The sequence below is a fragment of the Lacticaseibacillus sharpeae JCM 1186 = DSM 20505 genome (assembly GCF_001436225.1).
Lineage (GTDB): Bacteria > Bacillota > Bacilli > Lactobacillales > Lactobacillaceae > Lacticaseibacillus > Lacticaseibacillus sharpeae.
The window spans coordinates 94208-115631 of record NZ_AYYO01000055.1 but is presented as its reverse complement, the minus strand read 5'-3'; the positions used below and the strand labels follow the sequence as shown (position 1 = coordinate 115631).

The window sequence follows — 21424 nt, the reverse complement described above, 5'->3', positions numbered from 1 at the left end:
GTAGACGCTGAACACACAAACGGAGGCTTTTGCACGATGAACAAACGGGCATTAATTAGTGTATATGACAAAACTGGTGTGGCTGACTTCGCCCGCGGTTTAGTTGCGCGCGGTTTTGAGGTGATTTCAACTGGCGGCACGCAGCGAGCATTGGCGGCAGCCGGCGTGCCGGTGACGGGAGTTGAAACGGTCACTGGGTTCCCTGAAATGCTGGACGGCCGAGTCAAAACCCTGCACCCACGGATTCATGCGGGCATTCTGGCACGGCGCGATGATCCAGCCCACATGGCCGCACTTACGGACCACGACATTACGCCCGTTGACGTGGTGGCGGTGAACCTCTACCCATTTGCGGCGACTATTCATACCCCCGGTGTCACCGATAGTGAGGCCATTGAGCAGATTGATATTGGGGGCCCGTCAGCGTTGCGCGCCGCGGCCAAGAATAGCGCCAGTGTGTGGGCGGTCGTCGACGCGGCTGACTACGACGCGGTGCTTGCCGGAATTGACGCGGACGATGCCCAACTGCGCCGGCAGCTGGCAGCAAAAGTGTTCCGCACCACCGCCGCCTACGATGCCCAAATCGCGGCGTACCTCACTACGGACGAATTCCCTGCAACCTTCACGCCTACCTACGCGAAGAAGCAAGACCTGCGTTACGGGGAAAATAGTCACCAGGCCGCAGCATTCTACACGGAACCGTATCCCGCAGCTGGCTCCATTGCGGCGGCGCAGCAACTGCACGGGAAGGAGCTATCCTTTAACAACATCAAGGATGCCGACGCGGCGCTGCTGACGCTTGCGGACTTTGACGGGCCCACCGTGGTGGCGATGAAGCACATGAACCCGTGTGGCATTGGTCAAGCTGCGACCATCGAAGGCGCATGGGACAAGGCGTTTGCGGCCGACCCCGTCTCGATTTTTGGTGGAATCATCGCCCTGAACCGCGAAGTCGACGCGGCCACGGCTACCAAGATGCACAAGCTGTTCCTGGAAATCATCATCGCCCCCAGCTTTAGTCCTGAAGCCCTGACGATTCTGACGACCAAGAAGAAAAATCTCCGGCTCATGACCGTCGACATGGCGGCAAACACTGACGCGAAGGAGTACGAAACCATCGCGGTTCATGGCGGTCTGCTCATCCAGGAACGCGACAAGACGGTGGAGGAAGGCACGGACCTGACCGTGGTCACTGTGGCTAAGCCGACGCCAGCACAAATTGACGCGTTGGTGTTCGCCCAGAAGGTGGTTAAACACGTCAAGAGTAACGCCATCGTGGTGGCCAAGGCGGGCCAGACGCTTGGCATTGGTGCCGGGCAGATGAATCGTGTCGGTTCGGTTGAGATTGCGTTGGCCCAGGCCCAGCAGAACGCGAACTTCGCGGGTGCGGTCCTGGCCAGCGATGCGTTCTTCCCCATGGGTGATTCGGTGGACTACGCGGCCAAGCACGGGATTCGCGCCATCATTCAGCCTGGGGGCAGTATTCGCGATCAGGAATCGATTGATAAGGCCAACGAGTACGGAATTACGATGGTAACAACCGGCGTGCGGCATTTCCGTCACTAACCGGTAATTTTTTCCCGGGAAATAACGGGTAGGAGGAAGCGGGTTTATGGCTAAGGTACTAATTGTCGGTAGTGGGGCACGGGAGAGTGCGCTGGGCGTGAAGTTTCTCGCTTCTCCGCAGGTCGAACGGGTCTTCGTGGCGCCGGGGAATCCGGGGATGCGGCTTTTGGGCCTTGAACCGGTGGCAATTGACGTGTTGGCATTTGCTGCGCTGGCCGATTTTGCGGAGGCCAACGTTGATTTGACCTTCGTGGGGCCAGAAGTGCCGCTGGTGGCAGGCATCACGGATTATTTCCGCAGCCGTGGCCTGACCATCTTCGGCGTCACCAAACGCGTGGCGCAACTGGAGGGCTCCAAGGAGTACGCGAAGGAATTCATGTTGCGGCACAACTTGCCGACCGCGAAGGCGCGCATGGCGGAAAACCTGGGGGCGGCGCAGGTATTGCTCAAGGCGCTGGGCACGCCGATTGTCATTAAGGTGGACGGACTTGCTGGGGGCAAGGGCGTGACGGTCGCGCTGACCCAGGATCAGGCCGAAACGGCACTGGCCAACATTTACCTAGCGACTCCAGACGCCAAGGTGCTGCTGGAAGAGTGCCTTACGGGGCAAGAGGCGTCCGTGATGGCGCTCTATAGCCAGAAACAGTGCGTTATCCTGCCATTGTCCCAGGACCACAAGCGACGGTTTAACGGCGATGCGGGCCCGAATACGGGCGGTATGGGGGCAATCAGCCCTGCTGGTCAGTTCAATCAGCACCAGGTCGCGGCGGCCAGAGAACTCATGGAACGCACGGTTGCGGGCCTGAACCTGGATGGCGACCCCGGCAACGGCGTGATATACATGGGTCTCATGTTCACCCCCAATGGGCCGCAGATTCTGGAGTACAACATGCGCTTTGGTGATCCGGAAACACAGGTGTTGCTGCCCCAGGTGCAAAATGATTTTTACGCGCTCATTATGGACCTGGTCACGGGGCACCAGCCGGAACTGCAGCTAGACGGGCGGACGTACGTTGACGTGGTGCTGACCCATCCGGCGTACCCAGCAAGTGCCCACCCCAGCTTGCCGGTGGTGCGGCCTTCTGCAACGCAACTGGCCCGTGGCGCTTGGCTGCCCGCGGCTGTTGCCGTCGATGCTGACGGTGAATTGCACAGTACTGGTGGGCGCGTTGTGAGCGTCGTGGCGTCGGGCGTGGATGCGTATGCGGCGCGGTGTCTGGCCTACCGGGAAGTCGCAGAATTACGCGGCGAGCTGGCTTACCGCGAGGACATTGGTGTGCGTGCACTTTAAAGTTTAACCGACAAGAAATCCCCCAGCAGGCACGGGTTCGACGTGCACGCTGGGGGATTGTTTTGGTTGATTTAGTTAACTGAAGTAGAGTACGGCCAGGTAGCAGACGCCCCCGATGACCGCGAGTCCAATGAAGTTCATGACCGCGAACGGCACAAAGAACTTCTTGCGGACGTCCTTGCTGGCGTGCAGTGAGAACTGCTTGAAAGCGAGGAGGTTGCACAGGCTGGCAATCATGGTCCCCAGACCACCGATGTTCGTCCCGTAGAACAGGGCGGCAACGTGGTTGGTGAAGTTGGCGACCAGCACCGTCGCGGGTACGTTAGACATAACCTGCGAGGTGGCAATACTGGTGAAGTAAACGGACGTTGGGCTCTTCTCGAGGGCACTCAGGACGGCAACCACGGCGGGCACCTGCTGAATGTCACTAACGATGATGAAGAAGGCCGTGAAGGTGAAGATAATCCCGTAGTCGACGTGGGCCAGAATCTTGATGTCCAAGACGGCGGCGTAAAGCACGGTAATCACAGCGGCAACCCAAGGTGGAATCACACCGAACACGGAGATGAAGACCAGCAGTGCCACGAGGCAGGTGATGGTGGTCAGCCGGGTGTTAACGCGCAAATCCTGCACCGGAACAACGGGCACTTCTTTAGGCTTGATGAACAGCATCATTGCCGCGAGGAAGATGACCGCGATGACGAACAAGGGAATGATCCACATCCCGAAGTCCAGGAGTGAAATCTTGAACTTCGACATCAAGAAGATGTTGTGGGGGTTCCCGAATGGCGTCATGAAACTCCCGAGGTTGGCGGCCATCGCAATCGCGGTGGCGGGCACAATCTGGGGCAGGTCCAATTTTTTTGCGACCCGCAAGTACAGTGGCATGAAGGTCAAAACGGACATGTCGTTCGTGAGGAACATCGCCGCCACGAATGACAGCATCACGAAAAACCAGGTTAATTGACGTGCAGTGTGCGCTCCGGCGGTTAAACGGTACGCAAGATAGTCGAGCACGTGAAGATATTCAAATATTTGGATTATGGTCATCATTCCAAGCAGAGACCATAAAGTTGTGAAGTTAATGTCTGCAAGCCGCGGGCGAGCCAGGAAGAGGCTTAATATTGCAACAATCGCTGCAATTTGGAACACGCGGTCTTTGACTATGGTTTTGACTACAGTCATAGATGAGTCCTTTCGAAGGCTTAACGAATACAATTTTGCACTTAATTTCTACGGTAAACAACTTGTTTTTGGAAAAAATCTTTTTCACTCTAAAAAAAGGGGTTAAAGCCAGTTGTCATGCAAATGGAACCACGAATGAAATCGGAGTCTAAATTAGATAAAGTTCGTTAGATTCGGAAGGATAAACGAAATATAATAACAAAGTTGCAAATGCTGCGGAGCAATGGTGGCTTTAAATTAAGGCCGAATTACACACTCTAATTTTTGTGACAAAATTCTACGACCGTTGTCAGACTAAAATATAGCGGCAATTGGCATTAAAGTATTGACACAAATTTGCCAAACTTTTATGATAAAGGTACTCATGAACTGCTAATTGTTTTTCAAGGGAAGGGGCGAGCAATTATTATTATCGGATATAGTTGGAGCAAATCCAGTCAAAAGTATAAAGATGCCGATTTGGCGACCCTCGAGAAGGCGGGTGTGCGCAAGGTTTTCACCGACGCAACTGATCTGCCGACTGTGCAGCGGCCTGGTTTTAGTGACATGCTGGCCTACATACATACCGGGGACGAAATTGTCATCACTAGTTTGACCAACTTGGGGACAGACAATAGTGAGCTCAGTGCGGCCCTGGACGCAATTTGTGCCCGCAACACGAGTTTGAACATATTGAACTTTCCTAGTTTTGCCGCAGTGCACGATGCAAGTGAGCGCTGGCAGTTAACCTGCGCAATCCGCGACTTGGCGGACTTCGCCAAGCACCGCAACGGCGCGGGGACGGGGCTCATTACGGTGGTGGAACCCACCCACGGCGATCGAGGCCGCAAGCGCGAGTACGCACCAGATTCACCGAACCCAGCCAAACGTGCGATTTACCGCGAAGTCTTGGAGATGCTGACGGCACGGTTGCCGGTAACCCAGATTGCGAAGACTGTGGGGATTAACCGCAAACAGATTTACCGCATCAAGGAATACGCCCAAGAAAGTGGCGACCTCGTCTCAAGTGTGCGGTAACTAAAAAAGAGTGCTGACGTCAAGGTCGGCACTCTTTTTTGATGCGTTAAATGATGGCGGCTTCTCATTTTCGGTGTTAACGCCAATTAATTACAAAGGTGCAGACGAAAAGCCGAACGAAGGGCTAATCTGGCCCTTCTTGAAAATAATTTAATCTTGGCACAAAAGTCACCTGAACAGAGGTTTGGCGTTCAGGTAGTGTTCATTAAAAAGAATGGTTGTGCACCCCAAAAACAGGGCAAAATCGCGAGATTTGCCGCTGAAGTACGGGCTACCCCAACATGTTGGGGTAAATCGGTGCGTTTAAACCTGAATTTGGCGGATACGTGAACAGTTTGGGCGCTAAATGACGCGCGTGGACGGCTGGATTACTGGGAACGCCAACCCACAAACGCCGGTATCACGGGGTTTGTCCGGATATTTTTCTGATTAATTTTACGAAAGCGCTATCTACAATAATCGTAGTTGCCGAAAGAAACTAGTCTCCACTTAGAAGAGGTAGACGACCGCCAATAACCCCGCGCCCCCGATGATGAACAGGGCAATGAAGTTGATCGTGGTGAAGTGGAGCAGGAACCGGCTGTGGGATTGCTGACTGTAGATGGTGTACTGCTTGAACGCCACCAGGTTACACATGCTGGCAACCAGGGTACCCAGGCCCCCAATGTTGGAGCCGAAGAACAGAGCATCGAGGTGGTGGGTGAAGTTGGCAATCAGAACGGTTGAAGGAACGTTGGAGATGAACTGTGACGTCAGGATACTCGTCAAGTATACGGACACGGGACCGCCGACGACACTGGAAACCAGCTTGGCGACCGCGGGAATTTGGTTAATGTTACTGATGATGACGAAGAATCCGGCGAAGGTCAGGACAATGGCGTAGTCAACCTGGCCCATAATCTTGTAGTTGATGAGAATTGCCACCGCAATGGCAACAACGGCGGCTACCCAAGCGGGGATAATGTCGAAGATGGAACTGAACACTAGCAGCGCGACGATGCAGGTGAGGGTGATGAGCCGGGGATTGGTGCGGATGTCTTTGACCGGCACGTTAGGAATTTCGATTTTCGGGACGAACATGATGAGAATGGCGAGGAACACAATCGCTACGGAAATCATCGGCACCACCCATTCACCGAATTGGGCGATAGGAATGTGAAACTTGGCCATCAAGAAGATGTTGTGCGTGTTCCCGAACGGTGTCATCGCACTCCCCTGGTTAGCCGCGATGGTGATGGCGGTCACGGGCAGTATCTCCGGCAGCTTCCGGTGCCGCGCAATCCGCAGGTACAAGGGGATAAAGGTGAGGACTGCCATGTCGTTGGTGAGGAACATGGCGGAAATGAAGGAGAGGGCTACGAACAATGCGGTTAGCTGCCGCGCAGTGTGTGCCCGCGCCGTAATCTTGTAGGCGATGAAGTCGAGCACGTGCAGATAGTCGAAAATCTGAATCGTGGTCATCATCGCAAGCAGTGACCAGAGTGTCGTGAAGTTGATGTCGGCCACGCGTGGTCGTGCGAGGAACGAAGTGATAATGGCGATAGCTAATGTGATTTGAAAGACGCGATCTTTAATGATTGTTTTGAAGACTGTCACTTATTCGTCCCACCTTTTTGCATGATACGTTAAGTGTGCAACAGAAAATTGATGTAAACAACGAAACTTTGAAAAAACAATTTTGCACTCTAAAAAAGGGGTATTATGATGGCTGCTTTCAAAAATATTTAGCGAATGATTTTCTTATTATGACATGAGTAAGTGGGTAAAACACGAAATTGCTGAATGCTGATGGTGGTTAAACTGGCCGATACGAGGCCGATAATGTGCCTTTTCAGAACAATCAAACTTATTTTTCGAAATCCGAAATCCTTTAATTTTCACGGGGGTATATTTGAAAACACGTCCAGCGGCAAGCTGAGTGTGATTCAAAAAAGACAGCTAAATTTTGACCGGTTTCATAAAATAAATATCATGTTATGAATAGCGATGATTAATGCTGACGGGTCAATGTTTGAACCGATTTTGTGCTTAATCAATTTATTGATGTTTTCCTGTACTATTTGTGGTGCTTCTGCTTACATTTTTATGTATTGACTTAATGTACGACGGCTAATGCCGGTGCGACGGCCTTTCACCACTTTGTTTTAGCAGCGAAAAATTTACAAACGTTTCCAAATTTCGATAAGGTTGCTTTAGGAAACTATAGTGCAAGATTAGCCCCAATTCAAATCCACGCTGACCATTGCTATAATTAACCCGAGGTGAAACACGTGAACATTAAGATAATTGGCGTCGGTAAGTTGAAGGAAAAGTACTTCAAGGCCGGCATTGCAGAATATAAGAAGCGCCTCGGCGCATTCGCGAAGGTCGAGATTGTTGAAGTTGCTGACGAGAAGGCACCCGAAAGCCTGTCCGAATCCGAAATGGCAGAGGTCAAGGCCAAGGAGGGTGAACGGATTCTCGGCAAGATCAAGGATAAGGAACACGTCATCGCCCTCGCCATCGAAGGCAAGCAGCGCGCCAGTGAGGTCTTCGCCAAAGAAATCGCGGACCTCGGGACGTACGGCCACCCCGACATTACCTTCGTGATTGGGGGCTCCCTGGGGCTGTCTCCGGAAGTGATGCACCGGGCGAACGACACGCTCAGTTTCGGGAAGTTGACGTTGCCCCACCAGCTGATGCGGTTGGTGCTGATTGAGCAGATTTACCGGGCGTTTATGATTAACGCGGGGCGGCCGTATCACAAGTGATGCGTTGAATTAACCGCCATTGGGTAATACAGCTAACCTTGCGCATACCAGGCCGTACCACTGAAAAGCGTGATAATCTGATAGTTAAACGAACAAAACCGGCAAACTTCGTGTGTTTAAGAAGTTTGCCGGTTTTGTTTTGCATAAAGCGGACTCAGTATTGCGGTTGTTCTTGCACCTTTTAATGTTATTTGAGCAGGTTTGCTTTTTGCAGATATTTCTTTGTTACCCGCTCATCATTTGCCCGAAAGCCTTTTTCTAAGATTACATCAGTTCCGGCAGCCATTTTCGTCAAAAATGGTGTGCTTTCGCTTATGGAACTACTCATTGAAGTGGTAAAGGGGATGACGGTCTGTCCCTTCAAATCTTCTTGCTCAAAGAATGTGTTGATGAACATTGGTGGTTGATGATACCAAGTTGGGAAACCAAGCAGGATAGTTTGATACTTTTTCAACGAGGGTAGATTAGTGATAGCCGGGTGAACATCTTGATCAATTTGTTCCTTTGAAACCTGAGTCAGTGTTTGGTAATCATCGGGGTAACTGGGCGCTAGTTTGAACTCTAGTAGATCACCGCCAACCAGCTGATGAATTTGGTTGGCTGCCGTAGCCGTTGTGCCTGAATTTGAGTAGTAAACTGTCAGTGTGTGCGTTGCAGTTTTGGAACTTGATAGTTGATTGCTGGTTTTTGTTTGATTGGATTTCATTACTTCTCCTTTTCCACATGCGAGCAAAACGAATATACCCATTAGAAATAGGACATTTAATGAATGGCTAGACTTCAATTTGTCCGTCCTTCAAATCGGGATAAACCTATCATAAACGTTGGTCTGAACTTCAAGGCAACTAAATAAATTAAAAAATTTGGTTGCCTTCGTCTTAACACCAAGGTTTAGACTGATGTCATGTTAATTGATTAGACAATCAGAAGCGAGGTAAACACATGCAAACTGTAACACTTAATAATGGAATTGAAATGCCGCAAATCGGGTTCGGCGTATTCCAAATTGCTGATCCAGCAATCGCAGAGCAGGCCGTAGTTGATGCAATCCAATCTGGATACCGTTTGATTGATACGGCGGCTTCCTATGGGAATGAAGAAGCGGTGGGTCGCGGGATTGCTCGTAGCGGGGTTGCCCGGGAAGATTTGTTCATTACGACCAAGTTGTGGGTCACGGATACAGGTTATGAAGCGACCAAAAAGGCTGTTGAGACGTCATTGCGGAAGCTTGGTTTAGATTACCTAGATTTATACCTAATTCACCAGCCATATGGTGATGTGTTTGGTTCTTGGCGGGCAATGATAGAACTCAACAAAGCTGGTAAATTACGTGCCATCGGAGTTTCAAATTTTGAATCGGACCGCTTGATTGACCTTTCACTATTCAGCGGGGTGACGCCAGCAGTTAACCAAATTGAGACAAATCCCTGGATGCAACAAAAGGATGCTGTTGCTTACATGCAGTCAAAAGGTGTTCAACCAGAAGCATGGGCCCCGTTTGCGGAGGGCAAACACGCAATCTTTAGTAATGCTGAAATTGCGGCCATTGGTGCCCACTACGGCAAGTCAAACGGCCAAGTAATCTTACGCTGGCTTTTGCAGCGCGGAATCGTCGTGATTCCAAAGTCCGTGCATAAAGAACGCATGGCTGAGAACATTGATGTTTTTGACTTTGAATTGACTACGGATGAAATGGTGACAATTTTCACGTTAGATAAAAAGAAAAGTCAGTTTTTTGATCATCGTGACCCGGCTGCTGTTGAACGTATTGCCGGGCTCTCACGGAACACCAAATAAGAGGACTAAGCGAATGAATATCGATGCAGTGGCAAAGAAATTTAACCTGACTAAAGATACGTTGCGGTATTGGGAGCGGGTGGGTTTGCTTCCCGAAATTAAGCGCAATGCAAGTGGTTATCGTGATTACACACCGCACGATTTAAACTGGGTCTTTTACATTCAGGTTTTGCGTAAAGCCGGAATGACAGTTGAAGAATTGATTGAGTTTGTTAAGCTGTATCGCCAAGGCGACGCAACAGTTCAGGCCAGAAAACAACTGCTGATAGATCAACAGGCAGATCTGAAAGAGCAAGTGGCTGAAATTCAAAAGACGCTTAACTACCTGAGTTACAAGATTGATCATTTTGAAGACCACACATTGAATTACGAAAAGGAAAAGCTTGCATATGAACATGGTGGCGAGGTAGACGGTTAGATTGGAGCACAAGATGAAGCTATTAATATTAGCAGCGAACGGCCAGATTGCCCGGATTGTTGAACAGCGGGTGTTGACGGAAGATGCGTTCAAGGATGTTCAGTTAACGTTAGGCTTGCGTAATTCGCAGCGGCTGGCCCAATTAGCTGACAATCCGCGGGTACGCTTAGTTGACGTTGACTTAACTAGTGCTAAGGATGTGGCTGACGCCATGGTTGGCCAAGATATCGTTTTTGTGGCGGTGGTGGATCATGGCAGTGATAATGCGATGACCAAAAATGTTGTGAGCGCTGCTAGAACCAATGGTACGCGGGTTATCGCCACCAATATTTTGGGAATTTACAATGAGGTGCCCGGTGAATTTGGCCGTTGGAACTTGGAAATGGTCAAGAGTGGGCTGCAGGCAGCCGTTGCTGCGGATGAACTGCTCGCTAACTCAGGACTTGATTTTACGACCCTGCGTTTGCCGTGGCTAAATGATCGTGACGATGTGAAATATACCATTACCAGCCGCGATGAACCGTTTGTCGGTGTGTCAGGCTCACGGCAGAGTGTGGCTGATGTAGTGTTACGCATCGTTGCTGACCCAACGTTTGCTATTAATGACAGTATCGGTTTGGCCGACCCTGACACTGAGGACTTGGCACGGCCAGTTTATTGATGTAATCTGCGGGTGCTTTTTTACCTGCGCCAGAAGTAACAAAAGACCCAACAGCCGAGAAATGACGTTGGGTCTTTAATTATAATGAAATGTCTAAAATAGAGTCGAAAACATCTTGCGATAGCTTGATGTTGCTCTTTTCTGCCTGACGTTTATTCATACTTTGACGGCGTAACAACGCCTGCTTTTTAGAGATACTCCTTTTCTCTCCGTTCACTGCTGCGTTTTTGCGCAATGGCGGGATATCGACACGAGCAATCGATTTGCCTTCAACAATGGCTTGTGCTGGCATTGGGTATAGGTGTCGTGGAATCGTGTGCTTTAATTTTTTTACTAATTGTTGCGTCATTGCCGGGGCATCCTCGCGGTGGACGATAAACGACAGTGCGTCTACTACTGAATAGTTGATGGCCACTTCAACTTTAACCACATCGGCAGGCTCGTAGTCGGCAAATTCTGTCTCTAGGGTTGCATAGCCGTGCGAGATGGATTTCAAAGCATTGAAAAAATCATACGCGATTTCGGCAGTGGGAATCCGATAGTGCAATACAATTAATTCTGCTTGATTGCCCATATCGGTTAACTGTCCTTTATGCGCGTCGGCGAGTTTCATCACGTCGCCCAAGACCGCATTATCGGTTGTGATTCTGATGTTAGAGAATGGCTCCTCAACATAATCAATCTTGGCAAATCCTGGGAATGCGATGGGGTTATTGACGATTTGCACTTCATTAGTGTCTTTTAGGTGCACTCTGTACGTGACGTTAGGTGCCGTGGTTAATACGTTTAGACCGTATTCATCTTTAAGCCGTTCACGAATGATTTGTAAATGAAAGATGCCCAAAAATGAGCAACGAAATCCCTGCCCCAGTGCCTCTGATGTTTCGCGGACGTATTGGAAAGATGAATCATTCAGACTTAACTTTTCAATTGCTAGTTCTAAATCGCGATAGGCGTCATCTTTAGGATAAAAGCCAGCGTATACCATGGGCTGAGCGGGTTTATAGCCAGGAAATGCTTCTGCTGTCGGCTGATTTGCATCAGTCAGAGTATCACCAACCCGCAATGATGTTGGATCTTTGAGACCGGTGATGATGTAGCCAACATCGCCGACTGTGAGTTCGTCGGTTGCAGTTCGTGACGGTGTGAAGACCCCAATCTCTTTGTTTTGAATGGCGGTATTAGCTGCCATCAATTTAACTTGCTGTCCCAGTTTGAGATTACCATTGACAATTCGGATATAGGCAATGACGCCTTTGAAACTGTCATAGAATGAATCAAAAACTAAGGCTTTCAGAGGGGCTTGCGTCTGGCCGCTTGGAGCAGGGAATACCTGATGAATTGCCTCCAGCACTTCATGGACGCCTTTCCCGGTTTTGGCTGAGATGCGGTAGATTTTGGCTTCATACAATTTTGGACTAAGTGCGCGGATCTCCCGTTCAGTTTTATCAACCTCGGCAGCGGCATTATCGATTTTGTTAATTACGGGTAAGATAGTGAGATGGTTTTCTTGTGCTAAACGGAGATTGGCAACTGTTTGGGCCTGCACGCCCTGCGTCGCATCAACTAAGAGAATTGCGCCATCACTGGCAGCAAGGCTTTTCGATACTTCATACGTAAAATCGACGTGGCCGGGTGTGTCAATTAAATTGTATTCATATTCGACGCCATTATCTGCTTGATAGAAGTTGCGCACCGTTCGTGATTTGACGGTTATTCCGTGTGCCTGTTCCACCTGCATATCATCGAGTAGTTGTGCCTTACTTTCACGGGCGCTTATTGTCTGTGTTTGTTCCATGATTCGATCAGCAAGTGTGGATTTGCCATGATCGATATGAGCGATGATGGCAAAGTTGCGAATTAGATTTTGTTTCATACGTATTACCTCGTGAATGTTTCTGGATACTTACCGGTTAAATAGTTGCGAAATACGCTAACGGCATCCTCAACTAGATTGATTTGGAAGTTTTCGAAGTTAATTTTGGCTATTGGGTGACGATTGAATGAATTCAAGCTGGACATATTCATTAACCCGCTAATAATGGCACTTTGAACGAGCATTAATTGGCTTACGTCCTTGATTGTTAATGACGGAATACGTGTAGCAACAATCTCGCCGAGCTCTTGGTTTTTAGCGTACAATTTTTCACGGTAGGAAACGGTTTGCGCCATGTTTGCTCCCTGTTCAAGCACTGGTCCGCGTAACGCATTTAAGCGCACCAGCGTCGGCTTAGTCTCAATTAACACCTTGGTTTGGTTTAGAAGCAGATCCATAAAATCATTTTTGGTCAGCGTTTCCTTAGCCCTAATTAATTTGATGACTTCATCGAAGTATTGCTGATAACCGGTTAGTAACAGGGTCATAAAGAGACTTTCTTTGCAATCGAAATAGTTGAAGAGCGTACCCTTTGATACATCGGCAGTTTTCGCAATTTCAGACATTGTAATTTTGGCAAAGGGGCGAGTTTCAAAAAGGCGCCAAGCTGCTTCGGCGATTTTGTTGGCGCGGGTTGCTTTTTGTTTTTCAGTTAATATATTCATGATTCCTCCAAAAATGACTCACGGTCAGTATTCTGACAAATAAAAAATGACCCGCGGTCACTTATTAATTTAGGCCTACAGAAATAGAATGTCAACCTATACGGCCGTCGTGGACATTTTGGTTGGATTGCACATCACACTTTATACGAGGTATGTTTTTAAAGCATCTGGGTTCAACACGCGAATGCCATTTCCAGAAATTGAAATTAATTCTGCATCTTTGAGTTTTTTGATATTCCTTGACATGTTAGTTGGATTAACGGCAATCAGCGTCGCAATGTTCTTTTGCCGGATTGGAATTAAATTATCAACGGGGTGATGTTCGTTCAGATAGTAAACAAGAAAGGAGATTAGACGCTGAATTCCTGATTCGGTGAGTAACTGGCTAATATCATTCAGATAGTAGTTGATGTGGTTCAGGTAACTCTGATTTAGTTGCTTACCAAATGCAGGCTGCATCTGAGCACGGTTGAATAAAGCCGTGTTGTCGTAACACCACAATGTAGTGGGTTGGATGGTGCGACACAGTAACTCGTCTTTTGATTGCATTGGTTCTGAGAATAGCGGTGGAAAGATTGTTTCTGGCCCATAGGCAACCAGAGCGTGCTCCCGTCCGTCTTCGAGTAGAAGTAATTCAATGACGCGCCCCGCCACGACAAAGTAACTTTTATTCGTTAATGGAACTTCTGTATTTGGCGGGAACGTCCTCTGAACATGGGGCAGTCCTTGCAAATCTTTCTTGAATTGCTGATAGTCGTTTTGAATTAAATATTCCATTATTGAAAATAAAGCCTCCAAAAGTTGTCTTGAGATAATTCTTTATGTATACCCTCAGGTTAAACTATGTTCTGTAAATTGAATAGGAGGAATTAATATGACTGAAAAATTCACCCAAAACATCCCTGCCGACGCAAGCAGCCTTCCATATTATAAATACTATTTGCAAGATATGGCCAAAGTCGACCCCACGGCGCAAAAGAAAATGGCGGAATTTCCCATTGATCCGCAAGATGCGACGCCCGTGCAGGACCGGAATGACCTATTAAAGCCAGGATACCTCAAGACGGAAATCGGCTATTGCCAGATGCCTGACGGGACGGCATTCATGGCCAATTACCTCAAGATGCCTGGCGTGACGGCAGAAATGTTCCACTGGTGGTTCGCTTGGCACGGTCTGAACCCGATGCGCTACGTTATTTGGAACAAGGATGACCATTATGACGTTGTGGTCAAGAACGGAACGGAAGCACAACTAAAGGACAGCTCGCTATCAATGGCGGAACGTATCTACGGTGTGACCCACACTGTCACCGAGGACACCGGCTTTGGTCCGGGCACCATTGATATCAGTTTCGAAAATCCAGTCGATTTGGGCTATGATCCGCAGTTGCTGGCTGCGAGCGATACGGATATTGTTGCCGCCGCTAACGGGGAGACGGCCTTGATGTTGCACACTGTGCGGCCAATCGAAGGCGGCATTGAGTTGCGTAGCCGCTTCTGGTTTGGCTGGAACGTTGATCTTAACACGCACGAACCAGTTCGCGTAATCCCCGATGACGTTAAAATTGATGGCGAAATCGCCAAGCGCTTGGGCATTCACAGTATCAAGGAAATGACCAATTTGGCCAAAATTCTGCCAAGCCTTTACCGCGAAAACAAGGACAAGTTCTAAATTGTAGGTTAGTTGATGACAAATAAACATTCAACGGTGACTACGGCCGCCTTTATCGCGATTGTCCCGCCATTGTGGGCGGTGCTTAGTCCACAATTTGGCGTGGAAACCGGGGCAGTTGCTTTGGTTTGCGCGGGTCTCTTCACAGCTGAAGGTAATGATCCGCGGCGTGCCCGCCGAATTATTCTGGGCCTATTACTTGGGATTCCGTGGGGCATTTTGGCGCTCCGCTTCACTGCATTACCGGGCAATCAGGCGGTTAACCAGTTCGTTGCATTAGCCGTTTTGGGTGCCGGAACCGTGCTAGTCTGTGGACTGACCGGTGTTGGCCGCTACGTTGATGCCACAGCCTGGTTATCTGGTTGGGCCATTGCGATTTTGATTTTGGGTCACGTACCACTAACACAGTGGCACTGGTTGCCGGCGCAGCTAGCGGTGTCGATGTTTGCCGGCGTTTATCTAATCGGTGTTGGCAGCGTGGTGGTTAACCGGTGGCTAAAGGCGCGGATGCATTGATGTGGTAATCCTGGTATATCGGGCAAAGAAGGACCCAACGGCAGAAAGTTGTCGTTGGGTCCTTTTATTCTTACTCTTCACTGCCAAAATTCTGCAAGGCCGTCGTGTCAGAGTGCGTTCGCTCCATGTAGACGTGGGCTTTCATGACCTCGCGTTTGCTCAAGCGGTAATCAGTCTTGGCTGTGAGCGCCTTGCACATGGGGGACTTGAACGCCATCCAATAGTTGAAAGCAATCCATAGTACCGCCAGTAACAAGTCACGCCAATTGAACTGAGCAGTTGGCAGTGTGCAGAGTAGGTACCAAATCGAAATGGGCATCAGACCAAACAGTGCCGAAACTAGGCCCGGATTGTACCAACTGCGCAAGCCAATGTTGAAAATCACGACATGCATCAGCACCTCCGCAAAGGCGAAGATGACCGCTGCCAAGACGAGCCAGTGATATTGGGGTAAGAATAATGGTAGGGTGTAGACAGCCAGGGCGAACCATTCGTTCCCCCACCAAGCGCTTAACATGTTCAGCGGCCACTTGCCGACGTCTGGATTGACTCGGCCTTGCTCTACTTTGAGCCCACCCCAGACGAAGCCGCCCGGGAACCCGAATTCTTCAAAGAAGTGTACGTGCAGGACACACAGGCTTAGCAGTAAGATGCGCTGCTCAAATGACCACTCACCGAGGGCCAGCACCATGGCCACGCCCGCGGCAATATAAACGGCTAGTTCGTACCAGTGTGCAATAATTCTGTTCATCATCTCAGTCCTACCTTTTCATACGTGCCCAGTGTGTCACTTGCGCAAAGCGCCGGACTTGCCAACTGTCAATCGAATATGGAGTGTTACGATTCTTCAGCCCCTGCACGGGTAAGATAATTGTCAAAACGATGCATGCTAGTAACATGAAAATTGCCGCCAACCAGCCAGCTGGACCTAAAAGGTGTTGGGCCAGAACATACGCGATGTAATGCCAACCAAGGGGCAGAAACAGAAGCAAGGTTGTCGCCATACCAGGGTTGTACCAAGTTTTGAGCTTGAGGTTCATCTCCAAGCAGTGGCCGAGAATCTGAAAGAGACTAAAGAGCATCACGCCCATGCCCAGCCAGGTCACCTGCGGGAGGGCAATGGCCACAACATAAATTACCCAAGCACTGACATTCACAATCATGATTGACAGTTCGTTACCGGGGAAACGATCCGGCTGTTTTACTTCATTATAAACGACGCGATTAATCACCATCGGCGCGCCGCCTGGAAATTGATACTCTTCCAATTGGTGGGTGAATAGCGCCATTAGGTTCAAAATCGTCATCAAGCGCAGCGCGCCCAACTGGGGCCGAAAGAGTAAAAGCCAGCCACATAACAACAGCAGAGCAATACCACCAAGCTGATACCAATGTTTCCTCATTAATTGCATTTGTTTTCCTCCCTGTCTCACTTGTGACATTTAACAATCCGTATTATACTGTGGCGGACAACGGATGCCAGTGATGTGGCACAGTGGAGGATTAATTGTGACAGATAAACCAATCGTCAGAGTCCAGCAAGTCGACCAGACACACGAGTGGTTCCAAGAAGCATTGGCGCAGCTGTTGCAGCAGACGCCGTATCAACAGATTACCGTTAGTGCATTAGCAAACCGTGCGGGACTATCGCGGCGTACTTTTTATCGGCACTACGTCAGCATTGACCAGCTGTTGGAAGAACTGCTAGGTGCTGAAGTCGCGCAGTTGTTCAAAGCCATTCAAAAAGCGCACCCCAAACATTTTCAAGAGGTGGTCTATGCCTATTTTGACTATTGGCAGGCACGCTTAAGCTTCTTGCAGAGTTTAGCGGTCAATCGCTTATTGCCTAGGTTACTGACAGTGCTGACGCAAGCGACTAATGATAGTTTACTTGCGCGAATGTTCCCCCAGACTGAGCCATACATCTATGCATTCGCCGCTGGCGGGATCTGGAATCTGATGGTCGCGTGGCTGCAAGCGGGGGCGGTCGATGCGCCTGCTGTCATGGCGCAAAAAGCCCGGCTGGTAGCCAAACATTTGGTGGCGATCATGTAGCGAATTAGCAACGAAGATTAAACAACTGGATTTTATCCAAGCAAGCAAAAAGTGGCCGAAACATAATTCGGCCACTTTTTGAGTTCGTTTTTAACGTTCATCTTGTTGTAGCGTCTGGTCGTACTGCCGCGCGGCCGGAATCAACCAGTTCAGCAACCAACACAGCAATGCCCCGGCACCGGCAATCACGAACAACGTGGCGACGCCAATGAGTAAATACGCCATTAATATCGGCTTCACGCGGTCACGCCATGTTCCGAGTATGCTGATCAGCACACTGCCAGCCAGCATTCCGGTGATTAAGCGGTTATGCTCGGGACGGTTATACAAGACGTTTTCGTGCGCAAAGTCTGCATCTGGGGTGCCGTCATAAAAATTGTGCCGGCCAACTACAATATTAGCGGTTAAAGGCTGTTTTTCGATTCACATCTAAGCCACTTCCTTGCGTAAGACGAAACGCCGCATTGCGTAAGTAACGACGAAGCTGAGGACGATTCCGCCCACTAATGTTGGGAGAACATCGACTCCTAGCAGGTGGGGGCCATAATTAACCAGATAAGTCCCAGAGTAGCTGCCCAATGCACCAATGACGAGGTCTAAGCCCAAGATGATTAGGCTTTTGCCGTGCAGTAGGTAATCAAGCCCATAAACTAAGGCCCCCATAAGCAAACCGACGATAACTGAAGTGATAATTGATAACATTTTTGATTTCTCCTTAATTTGAGTGACGAGCAGGCATTTTGACGGTGTGGCATAGGTGGTTACGCCCATACCAGTAAGCGCCGATGCCGCCGATGGTTAAAATCATTAAGACCAGCTTCAACGAATTCATTGCTGCCTCCTTAGTGCATCAGCTCGAAGGCTTGTTTGCAATCTTCGGCGGCAGCGTCGTAGGTTTGGGTTAACGCTGGCGCAAGTTTTTGGATGCGGCGGTTTTTGGCCAGATTGAAGCTAAAGTAGGCCAGCCCCCAGCCGATAAAACCCGGCACGGCCAAGATAATCGACAGTAGCAGCAACCCGCCGATGTAAGCAAACACGGAGCCAGCCATAAAGACGGTGCCGAGTAATCCAATGCCCAATGCAATCATTGTTGGCACTTACGTCTTGCTACTTTCCATGGCGGCCGCGGCGGCCATTTCTTGTTCGAATTGTTTTTGCAGGCGATTGAGTGCCGCTTTTTCTGGGATGCTGCGATCACGCTTGAGTTTCAAGGTCACAGTATTTTTGCCGATGTCTGGCGTCCGGTCGGTGATTGTCCAGCCGAAGTTGGCATAGCCGTCGAGGTAGGCATTTTGCATGGCTTTGGGGATGCGCTGTTCGAGGTATTCGTACGCGATAAAATCGTTGTCTGTCATATTTAATAATCTCCCTTGATTGATTTAACAAGATCAGTATATAAAGCGGGTGTTGGCGAATTGTTCACGAGATGTTGCTGAGATGTTAAACCCAATTTTTAGGCAAAAAAATACTGGCAATTTGCCAGTAAGTTTTAGCGCGGAAGGCGGATGGTGAAGGTGCTCCCCTGATTGACGGCACTTGTGACGGTAATTTGACCGTGGACGAGCTTTAAAATTTGAGCGACCATTGCCAAGCCCAAACCATTGCCCATGGCTTTGTGGGACGAATCGCCTTGGAAGAACTTTTGGAACATGTGCGCTTGAGTTTGTTGATCCATGCCCGCGCCGGAATCGGTGATACTGACGGTGACGTGGTTCACTTGTTCGCTGACGCTGAGTTTGATTTGACCGTAATCCGGGGTGAACTTAATGGCATTAGCCAACAGGTTGTTCCACACAACTTTGAGCAGCTCGGGATCCCCAATCATGGCTAACCGCTCGGGCATCTCTACGTCTAGGTTCAACGCGTGGGCTTCCAGCATGGGATCACTGGCAAAAATTACCTGCGTCAGCTGTTCGACTAAATCAAACGCGACCCGTTTTGGTTCACTGACCTGTGTTTCCAGTTTGTTCAGCCGCAAAATATTGGCGACCAGTTCCGCGAGGTCGGTGGCGGCGGTATTAATGGTTTGGAGATATTCGGCGTGAGTCGCGTCGTCCAAATCGCCTTGCTGGAGCACCTCAGTATAACTTTTGATCACGGCAAGTGGCCGTTTGAACTCGTGCGAGACATTGGCGACGAAATCACTACGTAAGGTTTCAATTGAGTTAAGTTCTGCGACCATCGTGTTGAAATTGGCAAACATTGCGTCGAGATAGTCGTATTTCTCGGGACGGTGAACTGGTTGTAGATAGACCGAATAGTCACCACCGGCTACTTTTTCGGCGGCGGCGCTCAGTTCGCGTAACGGTTTATCAAACTGGCGGTATTTTTGCCACGCCGTCAATGTTGCCAAAAGCAGCGCAACGATTAGGCAATAGAGCAAATACCAACCAGCATAAGGGGAGAAGACATCACGCCAATCGCCGCTGTAAGCAATCCCGGGCACTGCGGCGAGCACGCCGAAGCCAAGGAACAGGCCAGTCATTGCCAGCCAGGAAAAGCGACTCGTCTGGGTAATGAAGTTCGTCTTGTGCTTAGCCATTAATCAAAACTCCTTTGTAGCCCAAGCCATGAACTGTTTTGATTGCAAAGCCATCCGCCTTGGCAAATTTATCACGCAATTTAGTGATGTAAACATCAACCGACCGTAAACTGGTGTCGCTATCCAAATCCCAAAATTCATTGATTAACTCCGCCCGCGAGAAGGCGTGGTTTGGATAGGTGAGAAATTTCGTCAGCAAATCAAATTCACGCACCGTTAAGGCGACTTCTTCACCATTTAGGGTGGCGACGCGACTGTCAGCATCAAGTGTCACATTACCCGCGGCTAACTGATTGGTTTTGCCGATGTTGGCGCGGCGCAACAAGGCCCGGACGCGTAACTTCACTTCATCGAGTTGCACCGGCTTAATCATATAGTCGTCGATACCGACATTGAAGCCTTTTTCCTTAGAGGCAATGTCGTCGCGCGCGGTGATAAATAAAATCGGGATTGCAGGATCGGTCCGGCGCACGTTTGCGGCGAAAGTGTAACCGTCGATGTCAGGCATCATGATATCGGACAGAATCAGATCAAAATTCTGGTCATACATGAAATTGTAAGCAGCACTGGCACTCGTTGCCCCTTGGGTTTGGTAGCCCGCTTGACTAAGGGTGCGCGTGAGAATCGCGTTGAATTGTTCATCATCTTCAACAACCAAGATTTTTTGCATCATTTCTCTTTCTCCTGTAATGCCAAGTCTCGATGCGCAGCAAAAATTGTAATCCACAGGCCGACTAAGACCACGACGGCGCTGATGGCCATGCCAAACACCCCGGTGGCCGAGCTTGCTTGCGGACTGTGTTGATAGGTCAATAACGCGTATTGGGTCAAAACAATTGCGGTCATACCGTCAGCGACACTGTATGCCTTTAACAAGGTAATGAGCGGGCTCAGCAAATTCCTTGAACGGACCAACCCGACGATGGCTGAAATCAGTTTGGTGAAGCCAATCATCGCCACGATTAACGCGGCATTGAGGTTGAATTGCTGATTATAACCGTGTGCATACATGACGTAACAGAAACTACCAAAGGTGATGCCAATCAAACAATAGCCAATCCCGCCTAGTGTCAGGAACGTCTGCTCAGCGTGAATCTTTGAATTGGTTGAGGCGTCATTGACGCGAATACGTTGATAGCGCCAGAGCGTGATGATTTTAAACACAATCAAGACAATGTAGTAAATCCCGAAAATCAGTAGCCAACTTGAAAAGAACATTAACCCCATGACCAGTTTGGTGAGCGCCATGATCAAGCCAAGCGGGATACTGAGTGCGGCGTACATGGCGATGCGGTCGCGCCGGTGGTTGAGCTGAAACGGTAGGTGTAGGCGTTTGATGATTGCATTTAGCATGCGGCCCCTCCAGTGGATGAAGATTTTGAGTTCAGTATAGCTTAATTGAAGCGGATATAG

The 21424-nt window shown here is 49.4% G+C and carries 25 protein-coding genes; 10 read left to right on the top strand and 15 right to left on the bottom strand.

The annotated features are described in order from the left end of the window. Nucleotides 1-36: 36 nt before the first annotated feature. Together purH and purD are read left to right on the top strand one after the other, a co-directional pair. Entirely contained in the window at nt 37-1566 is a 1530-nt protein-coding gene (gene purH, locus FC18_RS10350) for a bifunctional phosphoribosylaminoimidazolecarboxamide formyltransferase/IMP cyclohydrolase (protein WP_056976243.1), read from the top strand. A 46-nt stretch (nt 1567-1612) separates the two neighbouring features. Next, nucleotides 1613-2857, top strand: coding sequence for a phosphoribosylamine--glycine ligase (gene purD, locus FC18_RS10345; RefSeq protein ID WP_056976241.1), 1245 nt, complete (start codon nt 1613-1615; stop codon nt 2855-2857). Nucleotides 2858-2932: 75 nt separating this feature from the next. Here purD and FC18_RS10340 read toward each other — a convergent pair whose 3' ends face one another. After that, nucleotides 2933-4042: an SLC13 family permease gene (locus FC18_RS10340; protein ID WP_054676901.1), complete on the bottom strand. Its 1110-nt coding sequence runs from the start codon at nt 4040-4042 to the stop codon at nt 2933-2935. Between the two features lie 336 nt (nt 4043-4378). On the opposite strand from FC18_RS10340, the gene FC18_RS10335 reads away from it, so the two are divergent. Next, on the top strand, nt 4379-5059 hold the full coding sequence (locus tag FC18_RS10335; protein ID WP_082403846.1) for a helix-turn-helix domain-containing protein: 681 nt from the start codon (nt 4379-4381) through the stop codon (nt 5057-5059). A 489-nt stretch (nt 5060-5548) separates the two neighbouring features. Here FC18_RS10335 and FC18_RS10330 read toward each other — a convergent pair whose 3' ends face one another. After that, the gene (locus FC18_RS10330; RefSeq protein WP_054676906.1) at nt 5549-6655 is read right to left on the bottom strand and encodes an SLC13 family permease; all 1107 of its coding nucleotides are present in this window, start codon (nt 6653-6655) and stop codon (nt 5549-5551) included. 674 nt (nt 6656-7329) lie between these two features. Between FC18_RS10330 and rlmH the strand changes: the two genes are divergently transcribed. Continuing rightward, nucleotides 7330-7809: a 23S rRNA (pseudouridine(1915)-N(3))-methyltransferase RlmH gene (gene rlmH, locus FC18_RS10325; RefSeq protein ID WP_054676909.1), complete on the top strand. Its 480-nt coding sequence runs from the start codon at nt 7330-7332 to the stop codon at nt 7807-7809. Nucleotides 7810-7996: 187 nt separating this feature from the next. Here rlmH and FC18_RS10320 read toward each other — a convergent pair whose 3' ends face one another. After that, nucleotides 7997-8515, bottom strand: coding sequence for a flavodoxin (locus FC18_RS10320; RefSeq protein ID WP_056976240.1), 519 nt, complete (start codon nt 8513-8515; stop codon nt 7997-7999). 236 nt (nt 8516-8751) lie between these two features. Here FC18_RS10320 and FC18_RS10315 point away from each other — a divergent pair, with 236 nt between their 5' ends. From FC18_RS10315 to FC18_RS10305, 3 genes are read left to right on the top strand one after another with little or no spacing between them, the layout of a single operon-like run. Further along, nucleotides 8752-9606, top strand: coding sequence for an aldo/keto reductase (locus FC18_RS10315; protein WP_054676915.1), 855 nt, complete (start codon nt 8752-8754; stop codon nt 9604-9606). Nucleotides 9607-9619: 13 nt separating this feature from the next. Then, on the top strand, nt 9620-10024 hold the full coding sequence (locus FC18_RS10310; protein WP_054676918.1) for a MerR family transcriptional regulator: 405 nt from the start codon (nt 9620-9622) through the stop codon (nt 10022-10024). Nucleotides 10025-10037: 13 nt separating this feature from the next. After that, the gene (locus FC18_RS10305) at nt 10038-10685 is read left to right on the top strand and encodes an NAD(P)H-binding protein (protein WP_054676921.1); all 648 of its coding nucleotides are present in this window, start codon (nt 10038-10040) and stop codon (nt 10683-10685) included. A gap of 79 nt (nt 10686-10764) precedes the next feature. On the opposite strand, the gene lepA is transcribed toward FC18_RS10305, so the two are convergent. The 3 genes from lepA to FC18_RS10290 form a co-directional block, all read right to left on the bottom strand. Next, nucleotides 10765-12561 carry a translation elongation factor 4 gene (lepA, locus tag FC18_RS10300; RefSeq protein WP_056976238.1) on the bottom strand — a complete coding sequence of 599 codons (1797 nt, stop codon included), beginning with the start codon at nt 12559-12561 and terminating at the stop codon, nt 10765-10767. A 5-nt stretch (nt 12562-12566) separates the two neighbouring features. Next, entirely contained in the window at nt 12567-13226 is a 660-nt protein-coding gene (locus FC18_RS10295; RefSeq protein ID WP_054676924.1) for a TetR/AcrR family transcriptional regulator, read from the bottom strand. 141 nt (nt 13227-13367) lie between these two features. Further along, nucleotides 13368-14003, bottom strand: coding sequence for a Crp/Fnr family transcriptional regulator (locus tag FC18_RS10290; RefSeq protein ID WP_054676927.1), 636 nt, complete (start codon nt 14001-14003; stop codon nt 13368-13370). A gap of 97 nt (nt 14004-14100) precedes the next feature. On the opposite strand from FC18_RS10290, the gene FC18_RS10285 reads away from it, so the two are divergent. Further along, nucleotides 14101-14898, top strand: a complete 798-nt coding sequence (locus FC18_RS10285; RefSeq protein ID WP_056976236.1) for a DAPG hydrolase family protein — start codon at nt 14101-14103, stop codon at nt 14896-14898. Between the two features lie 15 nt (nt 14899-14913). After that, the gene (locus tag FC18_RS10280) at nt 14914-15414 is read left to right on the top strand and encodes a DUF1097 domain-containing protein (RefSeq protein WP_054676932.1); all 501 of its coding nucleotides are present in this window, start codon (nt 14914-14916) and stop codon (nt 15412-15414) included. A gap of 70 nt (nt 15415-15484) precedes the next feature. Here the strand turns inward: FC18_RS10280 and FC18_RS10275 are convergent, their stop codons facing one another. Further along, complete coding sequence (locus tag FC18_RS10275; RefSeq protein WP_235804225.1) at nt 15485-16168, bottom strand: HXXEE domain-containing protein; 684 nt, start codon at nt 16166-16168, stop codon at nt 15485-15487. Between the two features lie 7 nt (nt 16169-16175). Then, nucleotides 16176-16826, bottom strand: a complete 651-nt coding sequence (locus tag FC18_RS10270) for an HXXEE domain-containing protein (protein WP_056976234.1) — start codon at nt 16824-16826, stop codon at nt 16176-16178. Between the two features lie 97 nt (nt 16827-16923). Here FC18_RS10270 and FC18_RS10265 point away from each other — a divergent pair, with 97 nt between their 5' ends. After that, nucleotides 16924-17469 (top strand): TetR/AcrR family transcriptional regulator, encoded by a 546-nt coding sequence (locus tag FC18_RS10265; RefSeq protein ID WP_054676938.1) that lies wholly within the window; start codon nt 16924-16926, stop codon nt 17467-17469. 90 nt (nt 17470-17559) lie between these two features. Here the strand turns inward: FC18_RS10265 and FC18_RS12415 are convergent, their stop codons facing one another. The 7 genes from FC18_RS12415 to FC18_RS10240 form a co-directional block, all read right to left on the bottom strand. Further along, entirely contained in the window at nt 17560-17694 is a 135-nt protein-coding gene (locus tag FC18_RS12415; protein ID WP_263849228.1) for a hypothetical protein, read from the bottom strand. 204 nt (nt 17695-17898) lie between these two features. Beyond that, complete coding sequence (locus FC18_RS10260; protein ID WP_056976232.1) at nt 17899-18171, bottom strand: hypothetical protein; 273 nt, start codon at nt 18169-18171, stop codon at nt 17899-17901. A 140-nt stretch (nt 18172-18311) separates the two neighbouring features. Continuing rightward, nucleotides 18312-18557: a hypothetical protein gene (locus tag FC18_RS12350; RefSeq protein ID WP_235804224.1), complete on the bottom strand. Its 246-nt coding sequence runs from the start codon at nt 18555-18557 to the stop codon at nt 18312-18314. Between the two features lie 9 nt (nt 18558-18566). Then, entirely contained in the window at nt 18567-18824 is a 258-nt protein-coding gene (locus FC18_RS12345; RefSeq protein WP_225353635.1) for a hypothetical protein, read from the bottom strand. 134 nt (nt 18825-18958) lie between these two features. Then, on the bottom strand, nt 18959-20011 hold the full coding sequence (locus tag FC18_RS10250; RefSeq protein ID WP_054676943.1) for a HAMP domain-containing sensor histidine kinase: 1053 nt from the start codon (nt 20009-20011) through the stop codon (nt 18959-18961). Further along, entirely contained in the window at nt 20004-20684 is a 681-nt protein-coding gene (locus FC18_RS10245) for a response regulator transcription factor (protein ID WP_225353636.1), read from the bottom strand. The genes FC18_RS10250 and FC18_RS10245 overlap by 8 nt, the downstream gene beginning before the upstream one ends. Then, complete coding sequence (locus FC18_RS10240) at nt 20681-21364, bottom strand: hypothetical protein (protein ID WP_054676946.1); 684 nt, start codon at nt 21362-21364, stop codon at nt 20681-20683. Before FC18_RS10240 ends, FC18_RS10245 begins: the two co-directional genes overlap by 4 nt. Nucleotides 21365-21424 lie beyond the last annotated feature (60 nt).